Genomic DNA, 14,349 nt, shown 5'->3' with positions numbered 1-14,349 from the left:
ATTGGATCATAACCATCCTGGTGGATTTTGTATTTATACCTGCGATTTTAGCCACGGTTGATAATCATATCCAGCATGAACTTGCTGCCGAAATAAGCCAGCATCAGGCAGGCGAAGCCGGCGAGTGTCCAGCGGATGGCGGTTTGTCCGCGCCATCCCAGGATGTGCCGTCCAGTCAGAAGGGTACCGAAAATACACCAGGCGAGAACTGACAAGACGGTCTTGTGAGCAACATGCTGTGCGAACATGTCATTCAGATAGATAAAGCCGGTTGTCAGTGAGAGGGTCAGCAGAATCAGCCCTGCCCAGAGAAATTCAAACAACAATTTTTCCATGGTCTGCATGGGGGGAAAGGCTTTGATCAGGCTGGCCGGATGGTGGTGCTTGATCCTGCTTTCCTGCCAGGCCAGTAGCACGGCCTGAAACGCAGCCACGGTCAGGGTGCTGTAGGAGAGGATGGAGATGATGATATGGAGGAGCATGCCCGGCTGGGTGGAAGGGATGATATCTTCCGGTCCGCTGAGCAGGAGCGAGCAGCCGACAGCAGCGATGGCAATTGGCAGCAGACCGATCAGCAGGTTTTCCACGGGCTTACGCAGGCTGCTGGCAAGAATGATCAATATGATCATCCAGCTGCTCAGTGAGCCTACCGTATAAAAATTCAGGTTGACGCCATTCGGGGTGTGAATAATCAGGTAAATGCTTAATGTCTGCGCCAGCGCACCGGCGAAGACCAGTGTCTGTACCAGTGGGCGATGAATGTCGCGTCCTCGAAGACGCCCCCATTGGCAAAGGGTGCCGCTGACATAAAAGGCGATGGCCAGAATGCTGGAGATGGCGATGTTCATTGCTTCCATAAACCTGTCTGAACCCGCAGAGTTTCGCATAAGCGGTCGTCGCCGTGAAGGGTTCGATTGTGCATGCGGTGACGGTGTGTTCATAAAATGGTCATTTTGCTGCCGAGATCGGAGGGGACGCTTTTTCGGGGAATCGTCCCGAGGAAACCCACAAAGTTGTCCACAGAAGTTGTGGGTAACTCATGTCGTTGCCCGGTTATTCCATTTTTATGCACGGTATTTGGGAAAAACACGGGATAGAGGTGGTGATGCCGGCTGCATTGCTGCGTTATAATCGATCAAATAACCGTTAATGGTGTGCGAGAACCAAGGATCGCTGGATGTTTGAGAATCTTTCTGATCGTCTGTCGCAAACGCTGCGCGATGTGACAGGCAAAGCAAAACTGACCGAAGACAATATCAAGGATACCCTGCGTGAAGTGCGCATGGCCCTGCTGGAAGCGGATGTCGCGCTGCCGGTGGTGAAGGATTTTGTCAACCGGGTCCGTGAGCGTGCGGTCGGTCAGGAAGTGAGCCAGAGCCTGAATCCGGGGCAGATGTTCGTCAAGATCGTCAACGCCGAACTGGTTGATGTGATGGGTGCGGCCAACGACGAGTTGAACCTCGCCTGCCAGCCGCCGGCGGTGATCCTGATGGCAGGTCTGCAGGGCGCGGGTAAAACCACGTCTGTGGCGAAGCTGGGTAAGTGGCTGAAGGAGCGGAAGAAGAAGTCGGTCATGGTGGTCAGTGCCGACGTATACCGTCCGGCCGCCATCAAGCAGCTGGAAACCCTTGCCGGTGAAGTGGGTATTGATTTCTTCCCGTCATCCATCGAGCAGAAGCCCGTGGATATCGCCAATGCGGCGATCAATGAAGCACGTCTGCGTCAGAAAGATGTGTTGATTGTCGATACCGCCGGTCGTCTCCATATTGATGATGAGATGATGGGGGAGATCAAGGCGCTGAACCAGGCGATCAACCCGATTGAGACATTGTTTGTGGTTGACGCCATGACCGGTCAGGATGCCGCGAATACGGCCAAGGCGTTCAATGATGCGCTGCCGCTGACCGGTGTGATCCTGGCCAAGGCTGATGGTGATGCCCGTGGTGGTGCAGCGTTGTCAGTACGTCATATCACCGGCAAGCCGATCAAGTTCCTCGGTATGGGTGAGAAGACCGATGCCCTGGAGCCGTTCCATCCTGACCGGATTGCTTCCCGTATCCTCGGCATGGGTGACGTGCTCTCCCTGATCGAGGAAGCGGAGCAGAAGCTCGACAAGAAAAAGGCCGACCGGCTGGTCACCAAGCTCAAGAAGGGCAAGGGCTTTGACCTTGAAGACTTCAAGGACCAGCTGCAGCAGATGAAAAACATGGGCGGCATTGCCGGCATGATGGACAAGCTGCCGGGTATGGGGGGAATGGGCGGCATGGCACAAATGGGGCAGCAATCCCAGGTGGGAGACAAGATGTTTTCCCAGATGGAAGCCATTATTAACTCCATGACGCCGAAGGAGCGTCGTAACCCCGATCTCCTCAACGGCTCCCGCAAGAAGCGGATTGCCTCCGGTTCCGGTACCCAGATTCAGGATATCAACCGTCTCATCAAGCAGCATAAGCAGATGAGCAAGATGATGAAGAAGATGAGTGGCAAGGGCGGCATGGCGAAGATGATGCGCGGCCTGGGTGGTCTGAAGGGGCAGATGCCTGCCGGTATGATGCCTCCCGGTGGTGGTGGCAAGTTTCCGTTCTGACAGTGGTGTTTAACGCCGGATTACAGAGGGTGTTTTGTATGGAGGGGAAGCCTGTGGGCTTCCCCTCTGTTGTTATGGGTAACAGGTAGTTTTCTGGTTGATTATGAGTTGAAGGGGCATCACTCGTGGATGGCTCTCACCGGACTGCTGACGGAATACAGATTTTCTCGGCCAGCTTCAGGGCTTCGGCTTTGAATTCTGGCGAATGATATTTCCGTTTTTCTTGGTAGTCACTGGGCACCTCAAAGAGTGATTTAACGCTCTTAGGGAAATATCCATAACTATTGCCTCAGATTAACAGCAAGAGCTTCAGCAATAGCTTGTATTGGGCAGTCCGCATTTCAGCAGCACCTGAAGCAGGTATCAGTTGGTACTGAGCCATTTTCTGGTAGTGTTTGGTTTGAGTTCTCATTCCAGGAACCCATTTCAGAGTGTGACAGCTTAGAAATCTTCTGACAGCTGTCATACTTCTCTATTTTCAGTCTATTGCACTTATTGTATTAATGTGGCTCGGCTTTTAGGTTCATTGTTCGTCTAACTGCTTTGTTATCAATATTATCGATTTAGTCTTATATATTGTATTTCTTCTATTTATGGTTTTTGGTTAGAAACGCAAATTGTATTTAAGATTAATAAATTTATGGATATAGGGATTAGTAGGGCGCCATGCAGAAACGTATTGCCAGTTGTAGAAGATTTTCCTGAGTCAAAGTCTGATGTAGTGAGTGTGAGGCGTAGCAAGATTTCTGTTACTTCTGTTGAGGATGTTGAGCTAATAGGCTCCATGCAACGGCTCAATAGTGCTATAGATAATAAAAAAACACAAGCGCTTCGCACAATTAAGAATACGGCAGATTTAGGTTGCCACGTAAGAGTGATCGATGCAGCAATTCATCATATTTATTCCATCTCACCTAGTCGAATTTCAATAAAAGCTAGAGCGGTTTATTTCACGTTGTTTTTGGTCGGTGGGCTAGCTGGCGCATTAAATATATTTGGTATGTCTAGCTCATCACCATCCGAGCAGCAAGAACGGATGCTAGTTTTTAGCATAATGGGTACTGCTATATTACATGGTTCCAGTTTTGTTTATCAGATAATGTATGCTTTAGACCAAAGGGAGGATTTTAAGCAAAAGACAGTATCGGGTAAAATTTTATGCATCCTTAAACAGTCCAGTACAGTAATACCTTCTGCCTATGGCACATTACCTGATGGCGCGTTAACTTTTTTCGGACTTGCTCCTAGGATAGGCAGCGTTGTTGTTTCTGCTCTCTGTGCATTGGTTAATATTCTTGTTGAAACAGTCACCTATAATCTATTGGCGAAAGATTTGCTCTATTCACTTAATTATGACTTGCAAATCCTTTGTAAAGGGATTCCGGGTGAATATTTCGATGATGTTCTTCGAGTGGTTAAAATAATCTACAGTACTATTGGTGAAACTGATGATGACCTTTTGGCAGTTGTTGAAAATGAAGTAGATCGTATTGCCAAAAAAGTTGCTCTTCTTGATGGAGATCGAAGGTTTCAGTCTCATGTTGTTAAAGTCTTAACGTATATTGTTGATGAAAAGGTTGATGCTGCGGTATTAATAGGGGATGATGTTAAAAAAATTCTTGATTGTTCTGAAGCACGGTCAAAGGCCTTGGCAGGTATCGATGCTGTAGTTTCTATTGGTTTATGTTTTGTTATATATGCGTACACGGCGGAGTTTTTTTCTGCGAGAGCATTTACATCGCATTTAAGTCTTTCTTACAATTACACAGCTGTAAATGTTACTGGTCAGGCATTTAGTTGTTATCATTATGCCGAAGAGATGCATGTAGTTTGGAATGGCATTTATAATGCCATCGGATATGCTGGGGCGGTTTCTGCAGCGCTTTTGTCAAGATCAATTGTTACTTTATTAGCAAAGGATATTTTAAAGAAACTTGGTAATGTCTATGTAGCCTTGTGTGATCATTCGTGTAGAGATGAGCTAAGAGTCATCTTTGTCGAACGGATTGTAGGAAAGCTTATTGCAGCAGGTTTAGCTATACCTATAGGTTTATGCTTTCGTGGGATGGCGCTGGCAAATATTGAGCATTTGGAAATTTTTCAGCGTTTAAAAGAATGTAGTATAAAAGGACTTAATGTTAAGCTGCCGTCAATTGAGGGGGCGGGATATGTTGTTGCAAATGGATCGTTTTTGATATCATTCATTTTGTCTTTCACGCCTTTATTTATCTTTTTGAACCTGGTGGCTGATTGGATTAGGCCATGTAATCCTTTAAGTAGGCGCTTTGGTAAAAGCCACATGAAAGCGCCGGAGTCTACGCATTTAGCTCCATTAGCTGTTCCAGAAGAATCAATATCAGATGAGTCAGTCTCAGATCTCGTAATAATAGAAGATAAAGATAGTAGTGATAGCGAGCAGCGTGCGTCTATGAATGTCATTTTTAACGAAATGCCATGATGGATTTCATTTTCATTTTCATTTTCATTTTTGGTTTTGGTTTTGATAATGCAGTGGTTAGGGTTTCTGGTTTAATGCAAGAGGTGCTATGTTTTTCCTGATTACCACCATTCTTCAGTTCTTTTGCGAGACTTCCAGATTCTACGCGGGATAGGTGGCGCAGAAGTATCTTCTGCACTGATACCTAAAAAATTAATCAGCTGCTCTTATCGCCAGTCCATCAAGGCTTTTAGAGCATTCGTTTCTACAGTGGCTGATGAATGATGGTAATCAGGATGTTTTTTATCTTTAATATCTCATAAGAATAGTTTTGATTCTGTTTTTTATGTGCAGCTCTATGATGGTTATGGCTAAGGTGCCTTTTTTATAAGATATTCTGCTGCTTATTTAATTGAATCTTCTGGTTTTTATGAATATTGAGAAGGGTTATTGTTTTGGGGTTGGTAGAATTTAGGTGGTTTTATTTTTAGGTGGAATTTTTTAATTAATGAATGTTAAGTGTGTTCAGCTTAAATGTGCTGGCTAAATTGTATTAATGTGGTGTCTAGAGTTTATGGAGCTTTCTTTGCAATAGTGGGGCTTGTTGTATCTGGTTAGTATTGGCAGTGTTGTAATTGTTTTGGTGGTGGTATGGATGTTAGTTTTTTTTATTGTAAATTGAGTGGCTCGAGTCGCGTTCTTAATGCATTTGTAAGTGCTGTGGGTAAAGGTCAAAGAAAAGTATCTGCTATTTGTTCTGCTGATATAGGGCGCTTTGTTGGTCGAATCACGAGTAATGTTGTTGATCAATGCTGTTCTTTAATGGGGCGGGCAATTGAAAAAGTACAAAGCAAACCGCTTTCTATGCAAGATTTCATTGAGCAGTTAAGAGATGAAGTTGCAAAGAAGAAAGTAAAAGATATATTGGGACTGCAAACCAGAGAGGAAGCATTATTCGCATTAAAAACGCTCAAGCCTTTTGATGCATGCGACTTTTCTGGTTATGAGGTGCCTGATTTTATTTCAGCTGAAGATGACGGTGCCGACATGCTCTCTGGTGATGGGGGTGTTTTTGATTCTTTGAGGTCTTTCCCTGATGAAATTGAAGCTATTTTTAAGCGGTATGATCCGTCTAAAAATGCTCTCATACTTACACGTGTAGAAATTAAGTGTCTTTATAGGTATTTACGTGAAACAGCTCCTAATTTGACCTGTTTTGACTTTTGTATGCTTGATGGTGAGGAGGGTGGAAATAAGGGTAAACTAAAATGTTTTGATAGCAATCAATGCTCGAAAGTTTCTTTTAGCCTGGAAAAAAGTTTTTTACTGTTTTTGGGTTTGTCTTCTCTGTCTGTTTCTATTGCAGCGCCTTACCGTCAAGAGAATGAGACAGCTGTTGGTTTGGCGTCTACATCGTTACCATTGCGTTCAACAGAAATACCTCTTGCCAGCGTGAGTGCGGAAGAAAATACGCATCACCCTTTTGTTGAGGTTGAACACAAGCCTTCGCTTGAAGAGCTGAGAAACAGGAAAACACTGAGATGCCATACAGGTGACATCCATTTTTCTCGATATCAAGTGGGTGATGGTATTGAGCAATGTCCCGATGGCTTGGATGAGGATGTTGGGTTGTGTCACGGTCAGGGGTTGATGCCGATAGCTTGTGGGCCAGATGCAGGGAAGAATATGAGCGAATATAGTTGGCAAGATGAGGGTTATCGCGATGGTCAATGGAGATGGTCATCATATTATGTTGACGATCGGACTTTATACCCTAATAGGCGTTGCATTTATGAAGAAATGATTCTTGATGGTAAACCTGATTGTTTTAATGGATGGGATGAAAAATATCGTAGTCCTGATCTTTGTCCTCAAAATACGTTTTATTCTGTTCAAGAAGTGGCTTGCCTTAATCAACAGGAAGCCGGCAGTGATTATGAGTACCGTTACTGGACGCCAAGGCTAGATGTGGAAGGGGTGGATTGTCCTGAGTGGAACTCTATCTTTGATGTTAAGCATTACACAGGTCGATCTGGCGTCACTATGGAGGGGGTCGGATCAGGCAAGCGTTTATGTAACTGGTGGCAAAATAATCCAGAATTATGTTCGGGACGGATAACTGATTTTGGTTATTTTACATTCTATTGGCCACTTCGTTGCAATAATAGTGAGGTGGCGTATAAGGAAGGCAAGCGTGCCTGTTTTCTTAGAAGCTGGTTTGGTGATGGTAAGCCAGATTGCACGGATGGTTCTGATGAATGGGATATTAATAATCAAACCTGTACTGAAAAAGCACTGAAGTCATACTGTAATGTAACGGGTGTTTGCAGTCATCATTGTGAAGCTGTTGAAATGCCTTTAGTGACGACGCCAATGGCACCGGTTTATACGTTGACACCGAAACCTGTATTAGTCCCCTTAAAACCAACACTCAAAGGTAAGTGGGTTCGGTGGAATATTCCTGCTAAGGTTTTTGGTGGAATTTCCGGTTTTATTGTGTTCCTGATCGGCGTCACCTGTATCTGGCGTGCAGTTGTGATTAGGCGAGATGATGCTGATATACGCCCCTGCGCCCTATTGTCGCAATCTGCGAGACAAACATTTGGGATTATCAGGTATTTTGCCACCTGCTGTCGGCGGGAAGGGGAGCAGTCGCAACAATCAGGAGACGAGGTGGCCAGTAGTAACTCAGCACACATAGAAGCTGCAGCCGCTTTAGGTCAGCATGATTCATTGCACGAAAGTGTATCGCTGTCTGGTTTGGGGCTTGTGTACGGGATGGCTCCCCCAACTTATGCAGAGGCCATGGAAATGATGGAAATGGATGTGGCGCCATATCGTCCTTCTGTAAGGTCAGATGAGGGTGCTGATTCAGAGCTGTTGATGGAATCTGATGAACATGCAAATGGCAGTATGGATGTTGCTGAATATGCTTCGGCATTCGTGGCAGCTTCATCAGCAGGTGAAATACATGACCCAGATGAGCCGCTTCCTCCATATGAACAGGTAGCGGCAGTGAGTGTGAGTACAGTCTAAATAGATCTATAAGGCTTTTAGTGTTCCTTATGGTCCTGTCTTTTTTGATAATGCTGATTTATAGGGGGCGTCCCCTATGCTGGGGCAGTCGTCGTGGTTTAGGTTTTCTGGTTCTTCAACTGCTCTGTAGATTAAAAACAATACCTTGCTATCCTCTGGTGGTCTCCCAATCGCATTTGGGGTGGGTATGAAATCCTTATTGGCTTTTACATTGTTTTTTGGGGCTTCCTTCGTTTACTCAGTCAGTCCTCCCGGCGAATTTATACTGGAGCCGCATACGCTTGCTACGGTGACAGGGATGGATCAGGCAACATTTCAGCAAATGGTTCACGAGAATCGCGAAGCGATTAATATGCAGCAGGTGCACCTGGATTCGGTGTATCCGGATCTACGCAGGGTGTCACTGAATAATGAAATTCTTTATTTAAAGCCCTCGTGGCCGGAAGGGGCTTACACCTATGTCCGGGATGGGCAGACGTATACGGTGCATGCCAGAGATGTTGATCTCAATCTCGGCGCGGCCCTGAAGCAGTATTCATCGTCATCAGGTGAGAATGCGGCTGGTCAAACAGCATTGCTGTCCTTGAATAGCATGAAGAGCCGGATTGATCGTCAATCCAAAGCGATCAGTGTGAACGCCGCTTTTGCGGCTCTGCCGTCGGGATATATGCCAGACAAGACATTTGTGGCTATCGGCGTAGGGCGCTTTGATGGATATAACGGTACGGCACTGGGGTTGTCCAGGCATTTTGATGGTGGAGTGGTGGTGCAGGCCCGGTACGGCGTCTCTGGTAATACCTCGGTGAAATCTGCAGCGATTGGTTTTGGGTTCTAACGGATTATTCCTGTTTCTCTATTTGATCGGTATTACGTTGCCGTTTGTGCATTAATACGCGCTTTCCCTGGGTAAAGTCCCTATTATTGTCTTGCTCATATGCCTTTGTCAGGATTTGCATCTCCCTTGATTTCCCGTAGAATACACCGCCTTTACGGGTAGAGGCTCGGGTCTCTGTGCGTCCGGTACAGCAGTACAGGCGTTCTGTTTTAGTCAGTGTCCCCATTTGTTGTGGGTGCTGGTAAATCCCCGTAATGCCGGAAAGCAAAGACTACAGGAAGACAGATTCCATGGTAACTATTCGTCTTGCCCGGGGCGGCTCCAAAAAGCGTCCCTTCTACCACCTGACCGTTGCTGACAGCCGCAATGCACAGGGTGGCCGTTTCATCGAGCGCGTGGGTTTCTTCAACCCCGTTGCCCGTGGTCAGGAAGAGCGCGTACGTATCGATCGTGAGCGCGTTGACTTCTGGCTGGCGCAGGGTGCTCAGATGAGCGACCGCGTCCAGCAGCTGGTCAAGGCTGCCTGATGAGCGTTGCCGGTGCAGCTGTGCGTCCGTCTGGGCAGTCCTTCGGGGTTGAGCAGGGTGTGACCATGGGGCGTATCACCTCGGTATACGGCGTGAAGGGCTGGGTGAAAGTCTATTCCTTTGCCGATCCGATGGAGAATATCCTCAACTACCGGCAATGGTTGTTGCGGCACCCGGACGGCCGACTCCAGGCCGTTAGCATCGACGGCGGTCGCAAGCACGGCAAGGGCATCGTTGCCCATGTCGCGGGTTGCGATGACCGGGACAAAGCCCTGGCATTTACCGGGGCGGATATTCTGGTCAGCCGGGATGAGCTGCCGGAACTGGAGGCTGGTGACTATTACTGGCATCAGCTTGAAGGTCTGACAGTGCTTGCCCTCACCGAATCTGGCGATGAGGTAAACCTGGGCAAGGTAGACCATCTGATCGAGACAGGCGCCAACGACGTTCTCGTGGTGCGTGCTGCCAAAGGCAGTGTCGATAAGCAGGAACGTATGGTGCCTTACCTGCTCGAGCAGGTGGTGAAAGAGATAAGCCTTGAAGAAGGGTTTATGCGGGTCCTCTGGGATCCGGACTTTTAAAAATGTGGTTCGGTGTAGTAACCCTGTTTCCCGATATGTTCCGGGCGATTACCGATTTCGGTGTCTCCGGGCGAGCGGTGAAGCAAGGACTGATCGAGGTGAATACCTGGAATCCCAGGGATTTCACCCACGACAAGCATCGGACAGTGGATGACCGGCCTTATGGCGGTGGTCCCGGCATGTTGATGAAAATTCAACCTCTGCGTGATGCGATTCGGGCAGCCAAGGCTGCCGCAGGTCCTGAAGCCCGTGTTATCTATCTGTCGCCGCAGGGTCGTAAACTCGACCAGGCTGGCGTGGAAGAGCTGGCCGCACGATCGCGGCTGATACTGGTTGCAGGACGCTACGAAGGCATTGATGAGCGTCTGGTGGAAACCGAGATCGACGAAGAATGGTCTCTGGGGGACTACGTGCTGAGCGGCGGTGAGCTGCCAGCCATGACGCTGATTGATGCAATATCGCGCTTTGTACCGGGCACCCTGGGTCATAAGAATTCCGCTGAAGAGGATTCTTTTGCCGAAGGACTGCTGGATTGCCCTCACTACACCCGACCTGAGGTGTTTGAGGAGCGCCAGGTGCCTGAGACGCTGTTGAGCGGTGACCATGAAAGGATCCGCAAGTGGCGTCTGAAGCAGTCGCTGGGACGTACCTGGCTGCGTCGACCGGACCTTCTTGAAGGGCGGGCGATGAACCGGGAGGAAGAGCGACTGCTGGCAGAATTTATCGCAGAGTCCGGCCGGACGGCGGTAAACGACAGTCCTGAGGCAGAGTAATCTGCGGACAGTAATTGACTGACTTTGGGAGCATTTTGCACATGAGCAAAAACAAGATCATTGCCCAGCTTGAAGCTGAGCAAATGGAAAAAACAGTACCTGTATTCGGTCCCGGTGACACCGTGATCGTACAGGTCAAGGTAAAGGAAGGCACCCGTGAGCGTCTGCAGGCGTTCGAAGGTGTGGTTATCGCCAAGCGTAACCGTGGTCTGAACTCTGCTTTCACTGTACGCAAGATTTCCAACGGTGTGGGCGTTGAGCGTGTATTCCAGACTTACAGCCCGCTGGTAGCAGAAATCCAGGTCAAGCGTCGCGGTGACGTGCGCAAGGCCAAGCTGTACTACCTGCGTGAGCGTAGCGGCCGTGCTGCGCGCATCAAGGAAAAGCTTAACTAATCCCGACCGTTTAATTTCTCGCTTTCCGGCGGAAAAAGGGCAGCCAACAGGCTGCCCTTTTTTTATGGCGTCAAATAGATAATTCGGTATTGATGTGGTCAGGGAGCATGGCAAGCATTTCTTGATTAGGCTTTTCTAGGGAGTAAATTGTCGTGATCTTTTACTGTGTTAGTCGTCTTGAATGAGGAAGGGTTTACGGAAAGCGTGTTTCCATTTTGATTATGGTGTTTGTCGGTATGCGCTGAATGTTGAACCTTCATAGTGTTCCCGTTGTCTGAAGCGTGTAGTGATTGATACGCTAAAACTATTGTCTGTTAACTGGATTGTTTTGTGGCAAATACTCTGATTGATCAGTTTCTTGAGAGTCTATGGCTGGAAAAGGGCCTGTCGGACAATAGTTTGTCAGCTTATCGAAGGGATCTGGATCAGCTTGCTGCGTGGTTGGAGCAGCACGGAAAAACGTTGATGGAAGCGACTCATTCATTGCTCCAGCAGTTTCTGGGCTGGCGAGTTGAGCAGGCTTACAGTGCAAGGTCGACGGCGAGGGTGTTGTCAGCGATACGAGGGTTTTATCGCTATCTGTTACGCTTGGACTTGATCAGTGAAGATCCGGTTTGTTTGATTGAGTCACCCAAACTGGGTCGGCAGTTGCCCCAGTCGCTCAGTGAGGCCGATGTGGATGCGTTGCTTCAGGCGCCCTCGGTGGGGCGGCCGTTGGAGTTGCGGGACCGTACGATGCTTGAGCTACTGTATGCCAGTGGCTTGCGGGTTTCGGAGCTGGTTGCCCTGAGAACGGGGAATATCAATGTTCGACAGGGCGTGGTCAGGGTGCTGGGTAAAGGGAGCAAGGAGCGGCTGGTGCCCTTGGGTGAAAATGCCCTCGACTGGTTGGAGCGGTATCTGGCTGATGGCCGTCAAGCGCTGTTGGGCGAAGTGCGGACGGATACCCTTTTTCCCGGGCGGAAGGGCAAGCCGATGACCCGGCAGACGTTTTGGCATCGTATCAAGAAATATGCCATGAAAGCCGGTATCGACAAGCCGCTGTCACCCCATACATTGAGGCATGCTTTTGCGACGCACCTGTTGAATCATGGAGCCGATTTGCGTGTTGTCCAGTTACTTCTGGGGCATAGCGATCTATCCACAACACAGATTTATACCCATGTGGCCAGGCATCGCCTGCAGCAGCTCCATGCTGAGCATCATCCGAGGGGATAATGGTATGAATCGTTCATTTTGGGTGTCGTGAATTGGGGTGTGACTCGGTACACTATGCCGTTTGGGACTATGGTTAAACTATCTGTTATTGACTCAATGAGGATGCTTATGCGGTTCTTTTCAATTTATCTTGCGTCGCTGCTTTTGCTGGTCTCCGCGGGAGGTCATGCAAAGGAAGCGGCTGCTGAGGCATCCGTTACTGATAAGGCATCTGTTAGCATCCGGAGCAGTCTGAAAGCGATTGACCCCACGATTCCCATTGAATCCGTGACTGAAACGCCGATGAAAGGCGTTTTTGAAGTGGTTCTGTCCGGCAATAATGTGCTTTACGCCAGTGCTGATGGGCAATACCTTTTCCAGGGTGACCTGTTGAAGCTGGAAAATGGCGAGATCAATAACCTGACCAATGGTGTCAGGGCCAAGGCCAACAAGGCGGAGTTGGCGGGGCTCTCGAAAAAGAACATGATTATCTTTTCGCCGGAAGGCGAGGTTAAGGGTGTGGTTTACGTCTTCACCGATGTGGACTGTGGTTATTGCCGCAAACTGCATACCGAAGTGGGTGAGTTGAACAGCCTGGGTATAGAGTTGCGTTATGTCGCCTTTCCCCGCGGAGGGCAACGTTCACCGGCTTACAAGAAAATGGTATCCGCCTGGTGCTCTGATGATCCCAAGCAGGCCATGAACATTCTCAAGAGTGGTGGTTCCATTCCGGAGAAGTCCTGCATCAACCCGGTTGATGAGCAGTACGAGCTGGGTGTGAAAATGGGGATTCGTGGTACCCCGGCGATTTACCTGGAAGATGGCACCTCTATTCCTGGCTATCGCCCCGCTGAGGATATTGCCAAGATGATGGGGCTTATGCCTGAACAGGCTGTGACTAAAAAGTAACTGTCTCTGTTTTTCAGGGTTTGATCAATGCGCCGTGTTTATCACGGCGTTGTTGTTTTTGGATGTCTGTCATACTGATTTTTCTGCCTCTCCATCAATAACATGTATCGTCTATTATCAGTCTTATTTTGCCCTATCCTTGAAACCTGTTATGACTGCAGATGTACAGCGTTATCTGGACAGGATTGAATACGTCCGCAATATCGACAGCAGCGCTGAATGCCTCAGGGCGTTACATGTCGCGCACCTGAATCATGTTCCTTATGAAACGATTGATCTTCGGCTGGCTATCCCGCTCTCAATGGGCATCGCTGCTATCTATGAGAAAGTGGTTTATCGTCATCGGGGCGGTTATTGCTATGAATTGAATCGGTTATTTTCCTGGTTGCTGCGCAAACTGGGTTTCAAGCTGCATTATTTATCAGCTTCGCTTTGGCATGGAGAGAGAGGGTTCGGGCCTGAGTATGAGCACCTGATTTTGTTGGTTGAAGGTGATCCGCTCTGGTTGCTGGATGTTGGGCATGGCGATGTCTTTGATAACCCCATGCCATTGGAGGATGGCCGCGTTCAGGCTGAGCCTGTGGGCGAGTTTTGCTTGCGAAACGTCGGGGATGACTGGCATCTGCTCAGGCGATCGGGTGGTGACGGTTGGGTACCTCAATATCGCTTTACTCTAAAGGCTTGCTGTTTTCGGCAGTTTCTTTCGCGGGTTGCGTGGACTCAGGCTTCCCCACTGTCAGCGTATCGCAATAGAACGATTGTTTATCGCTCGGCCGGAACGGGGCGCCTGTTGCTGAATACCGACACATTGACCCATCTTCAGGCTCAGCACTGTTCACATCGTAAGGTGGATAAAATCGATTATTTGGATGTGCTGGCTTCAGTATTCGGCATTGAACTACCGGGTTGCACGCCTGTCGAAGCCTTGCTGGCGCCGGACGGTCGAACGGCAATGGCTGAAGAGTCGTAGATTTTCGATCAGGAAGTCTGCGGTCTGCCATGTCTGATCACGGTATATGCTGATGCGTGTAGGGGCTTTCTGCATGATAGATTGCGCCATTTTCTGCTCACT

12 protein-coding genes are annotated in these 14,349 nt (G+C 48.5%); 11 read left to right on the top strand and 1 reads right to left on the bottom strand.

The genetic code is table 11. The features are described 5' to 3' along the window. Positions 1 to 47: 47 nt before the first annotated feature. Complete coding sequence (locus tag KHS78_RS01340) at positions 48 to 857, bottom strand: cytochrome C assembly family protein (RefSeq protein ID WP_211824446.1); 810 nt, start codon at positions 855 to 857, stop codon at positions 48 to 50. A 320-nt stretch (positions 858 to 1,177) separates the two neighbouring features. On the opposite strand from KHS78_RS01340, the gene ffh reads away from it, so the two are divergent. The 11 genes from ffh (at position 1,178) to KHS78_RS01285 (ending at position 14,247) form a co-directional block, all read left to right on the top strand. Beyond that, on the top strand, positions 1,178 to 2,587 hold the full coding sequence (gene ffh / locus KHS78_RS01335) for a signal recognition particle protein (RefSeq protein ID WP_211824444.1): 1,410 nt from the start codon (positions 1,178 to 1,180) through the stop codon (positions 2,585 to 2,587). Between the two features lie 640 nt (positions 2,588 to 3,227). Then, the gene (locus tag KHS78_RS01330) at positions 3,228 to 5,045 is read left to right on the top strand and encodes a hypothetical protein (RefSeq protein WP_211824442.1); all 1,818 of its coding nucleotides are present in this window, start codon (positions 3,228 to 3,230) and stop codon (positions 5,043 to 5,045) included. Between the two features lie 630 nt (positions 5,046 to 5,675). Beyond that, positions 5,676 to 8,060: an LDL receptor domain-containing protein gene (locus KHS78_RS01325; RefSeq protein WP_211824440.1), complete on the top strand. Its 2,385-nt coding sequence runs from the start codon at positions 5,676 to 5,678 to the stop codon at positions 8,058 to 8,060. Between the two features lie 298 nt (positions 8,061 to 8,358). Continuing rightward, positions 8,359 to 8,895, top strand: coding sequence for a YadA C-terminal domain-containing protein (locus tag KHS78_RS01320; protein WP_211824438.1), 537 nt, complete (start codon positions 8,359 to 8,361; stop codon positions 8,893 to 8,895). Between the two features lie 290 nt (positions 8,896 to 9,185). After that, positions 9,186 to 9,422, top strand: a complete 237-nt coding sequence (rpsP, locus tag KHS78_RS01315) for a 30S ribosomal protein S16 (RefSeq protein WP_211824436.1) — start codon at positions 9,186 to 9,188, stop codon at positions 9,420 to 9,422. Further along, on the top strand, positions 9,422 to 10,003 hold the full coding sequence (gene rimM / locus KHS78_RS01310) for a ribosome maturation factor RimM (RefSeq protein WP_211824434.1): 582 nt from the start codon (positions 9,422 to 9,424) through the stop codon (positions 10,001 to 10,003). The genes rpsP and rimM overlap by 1 nt, the downstream gene beginning before the upstream one ends. A gap of 2 nt (positions 10,004 to 10,005) precedes the next feature. After that, the gene (gene trmD, locus KHS78_RS01305) at positions 10,006 to 10,776 is read left to right on the top strand and encodes a tRNA (guanosine(37)-N1)-methyltransferase TrmD (RefSeq protein WP_211824433.1); all 771 of its coding nucleotides are present in this window, start codon (positions 10,006 to 10,008) and stop codon (positions 10,774 to 10,776) included. Positions 10,777 to 10,817: 41 nt separating this feature from the next. Further along, positions 10,818 to 11,171 carry a 50S ribosomal protein L19 gene (gene rplS, locus KHS78_RS01300; RefSeq protein WP_211824431.1) on the top strand — a complete coding sequence of 118 codons (354 nt, stop codon included), beginning with the start codon at positions 10,818 to 10,820 and terminating at the stop codon, positions 11,169 to 11,171. Positions 11,172 to 11,501: 330 nt separating this feature from the next. Beyond that, positions 11,502 to 12,389: a site-specific tyrosine recombinase XerD gene (gene xerD / locus KHS78_RS01295; RefSeq protein ID WP_343216855.1), complete on the top strand. Its 888-nt coding sequence runs from the start codon at positions 11,502 to 11,504 to the stop codon at positions 12,387 to 12,389. A gap of 108 nt (positions 12,390 to 12,497) precedes the next feature. After that, positions 12,498 to 13,277 (top strand): DsbC family protein, encoded by a 780-nt coding sequence (locus KHS78_RS01290; RefSeq protein WP_211824429.1) that lies wholly within the window; start codon positions 12,498 to 12,500, stop codon positions 13,275 to 13,277. A gap of 151 nt (positions 13,278 to 13,428) precedes the next feature. After that, a complete protein-coding gene (locus KHS78_RS01285) occupies positions 13,429 to 14,247 on the top strand; it encodes an arylamine N-acetyltransferase family protein (protein WP_211824427.1) in 819 nt (272 codons plus the stop codon). Positions 14,248 to 14,349 lie beyond the last annotated feature (102 nt).

It is taken from the genome of Kistimonas asteriae, assembly GCF_018263925.1.
Taxonomy (GTDB): domain Bacteria; phylum Pseudomonadota; class Gammaproteobacteria; order Pseudomonadales; family Endozoicomonadaceae; genus Kistimonas; species Kistimonas asteriae.
The sequence above is the reverse complement of the archived record's forward strand: the minus strand, read 5'-3'. Positions and strand labels throughout refer to the sequence as shown.

Bases quoted from the DNA above. Each gene is read 5' to 3' on its own strand.
- KHS78_RS01340 (WP_211824446.1), bottom strand. From the start codon at position 857: ATGGAAGCAATGAACATCGCCATCTCCAGCATTCTGGCCATCGCCTTT.
- ffh (WP_211824444.1), top strand. From the start codon at position 1,178: ATGTTTGAGAATCTTTCTGATCGTCTGTCGCAAACGCTGCGCGATGTG.
- KHS78_RS01330 (WP_211824442.1), top strand. From the start codon at position 3,228: ATGGATATAGGGATTAGTAGGGCGCCATGCAGAAACGTATTGCCAGTT.
- KHS78_RS01325 (WP_211824440.1), top strand. From the start codon at position 5,676: ATGGATGTTAGTTTTTTTTATTGTAAATTGAGTGGCTCGAGTCGCGTT.
- KHS78_RS01320 (WP_211824438.1), top strand. From the start codon at position 8,359: ATGGATCAGGCAACATTTCAGCAAATGGTTCACGAGAATCGCGAAGCG.
- rpsP (WP_211824436.1), top strand. From the start codon at position 9,186: ATGGTAACTATTCGTCTTGCCCGGGGCGGCTCCAAAAAGCGTCCCTTC.
- rimM (WP_211824434.1), top strand. From the start codon at position 9,422: ATGAGCGTTGCCGGTGCAGCTGTGCGTCCGTCTGGGCAGTCCTTCGGG.
- trmD (WP_211824433.1), top strand. From the start codon at position 10,006: ATGTGGTTCGGTGTAGTAACCCTGTTTCCCGATATGTTCCGGGCGATT.
- rplS (WP_211824431.1), top strand. From the start codon at position 10,818: ATGAGCAAAAACAAGATCATTGCCCAGCTTGAAGCTGAGCAAATGGAA.
- KHS78_RS01290 (WP_211824429.1), top strand. From the start codon at position 12,498: ATGCGGTTCTTTTCAATTTATCTTGCGTCGCTGCTTTTGCTGGTCTCC.
- KHS78_RS01285 (WP_211824427.1), top strand. From the start codon at position 13,429: ATGACTGCAGATGTACAGCGTTATCTGGACAGGATTGAATACGTCCGC.